This is a genomic window from Allobosea sp. P1_A7 (assembly GCF_056406775.1).
Window position 1 is genome coordinate 1 of record NZ_JBFTZN010000486.1, and the last position, 2,385, is coordinate 2,385.

Consider the following 2,385-nt stretch of genomic DNA (forward strand, 5'->3'; position numbering starts at 1 on the left):
GCTCTGGTCAAGCGTCAACGTGCCGGCGCCGAGAGCGATGTTGCCAGTGAGATTGGCGGTGCCGGCCGTCGCGACCGTCAGGCTGCTGTTGCCGGACAGCGCGAGAGCGTTTCCACGGGCGCCGCCGCCATCCAGACCGCCGGAGATCGAGCCRCTCGCGCCCAGCGTGATGCTCAGGCTTTGACCGGAGATGCCGGCTCCTGCCTGGCCGGTAGAGCCCGGGACGATTCCGGAGCCGCCGGCGCCGCCGTCTCCACCACGCACCGCGCCATTGACCACGAAGCTGGTACCAGTGGAACCGATCAGGCCGGCGCCGCCAGAGCCGCCGCTTCCGCCTGTCGCGCCGGTGCTGTTCCCTCCAGCTCCGCCGTCGCCGCCCCTGACACCGGCACCGATCGTGAGCGACGTGCCGGCTGCGCCGGTCACTGCCAAGCCGATGCCGCCGCTGCCGGCATTGCCGGCCTCCGAGTGACCGCTGCCACCATTGCCGCCATTGCCGCCCGTCGTTGTCGACGTGAGCAAGCCGAGCGCACCGGTGCCGGATATCACCGCGCCATATCCGCCGGCGCCGCCACCGCCGCCGCTTCCCGCGAGGCCATCGCCGCCATTGCCGCCATTGCCGCCTGAGACGCTGCCGGTGGGAGCCGCCACATCCACGCTGCCATGAGCGCCACCGCCGCCACCGCCAGCGCCGTTGGAATCCTGCCCGTCCTGTCCCGCAGCTCCCGCGGTGGCTCCTCCGATTCCGCCGGTGCCGCCGATACCGGCGTTGCCTCTGCCGCCTGAGCCGCCGGTTATGCCGGAGCCGCCCCCGCCGCCGCCCCCGCCGCTACCGCCGACGTTCCCGCTGTCACCGGGAAGGGTGAGATTGTCGCCACCGCCTGCGCCGTCCCCTCCGCCGCCCGCTCCGCCATCGGCCAGAGCCGGCGCAGCCAGTGCGAAGGTGAGAAGGGCGAGCATGGCAGGACGTGACCGCGCAACACAAGGCCGCCGCAGCGCGACGCCTCGCGACACCTCGTCCAGTCCCGCTGCTGATGACACGCAATTGCCCCCCGGCCGAGTCCGCACCATAGCCTCTGGTGTGAGGCAGGCAACGAACCACCGTTCATCGCCGATTAACTCTGCGGAACGTTGCATTCCAGGCACAGTTCAAAGGGGCGGATTTCCAGGCCGGATTCTCGCGAGCGGCGCATCAGCTTCGCGCAGGGAGGCACCCGGCAAGGACCGCTCCGCTAATCCAGCTCGAATACTCTCTGTGGTGGCCGCGGTGCTGCTCGGCGCCAGTGGGTGGGCTGCCAGCCGAGTGGGGTGCCATCATCGGCCAGCCAGGCGGCATCCGCTTCGCGCGCCGGGCCGCGACCATCCCGGAAGCGGGCATGCTGCGTGCGGTTGCCGTCCGTCACTTCGACCTGTGCGCTGAGCCCCCTCCGTGTGGGGGGAGTCCCGAGTGTCCAACAATTCGCCATCGCAACCATGCTTCACGTCGCGGCGACGTCCTGCTCATGCTGTTTCGCGCCTCGCATCTCACCGTGGTTCAGCAGTAACACTCCAACCTGAATCGACGATTTCCTTGTTTTGGTTCGAGCCCAGTAAAGTAGAGCATTAAATATTCAATCAGAGCGTGGCGTGAGCATATTGTGTTCTTTTTCTCGCCCCGAATGGAGAAAATAATCAGGTTGATCCCTCATATTCATGCCTCAGTCACGAAAGTTGGAATGTGATCGCATCCGGAAGAGAGCTGATTGTCTCCTAAGTTCCAATATTCTTCCTCCGCCCTCTCGGTGAGAGCTCTATTCACAGCAGAACGTAGCAAGCCGCCGATACCGCCCGTCGACCATCGAAGCAGCCAGCGATGCCAACATCCAAGCGACTACTGAGTTCGCCCGACATGCGGCTCCGGGTGATCGAGGACAAGTTCAGCATTGGCACCTGGAGCTGGGATCTCGACACATCCGAGGTCACCTGGTCCACCGGACTGTTCAGGATCCTCGGCCTGGACGCCGCGGCGGTGGTGCCAACGATCGATCTCTATCAGTCCCTGGTGCATCCGGACGACCAGCTGGACTTCAGCAATGCCATCGGGCTCGCGGCAGACAAGCGGCTCCAGGACCGGACGTTTCGGATCATTCGCCCTGATGGCAGCCTGAGATGGTTGCGCAGCAAGGGGCAGGCTCATTTCGATCGAAACGGCCGCCCTGTCGCGATGTTCGGCGTCATCACGGACGTCACCTAGGCTCAGGACTTCGGTAACGGGGCCGTCTCAGTCAACTGGATTTTGGCGCAGATCATCGTTCGGCCGCTCTGATCGCGCGGTCGCGTGGCGATCCACATTGGCCGACACCGTCCAGCCTGGCTGGCTACGCGGCCTCGCCCTGAGATCTCCCC

At 65.9% G+C, this 2,385-nt stretch carries 1 protein-coding gene and 1 pseudogene; one reads left to right on the forward strand and one right to left on the reverse strand.

The features are described 5' to 3' along the window. Positions 1-960 (reverse strand): annotated as a pseudogene (locus AC1D34_RS36680) (autotransporter domain-containing protein); the annotation flags it as partial. A gap of 892 nt (positions 961-1,852) precedes the next feature. On the opposite strand from AC1D34_RS36680, the gene AC1D34_RS36685 reads away from it, so the two are divergent. Then, complete coding sequence (locus AC1D34_RS36685; RefSeq protein ID WP_476826914.1) at positions 1,853-2,233, forward strand: PAS domain-containing protein; 381 nt, start codon at positions 1,853-1,855, stop codon at positions 2,231-2,233. Positions 2,234-2,385: the final 152 nt, after the last annotated feature.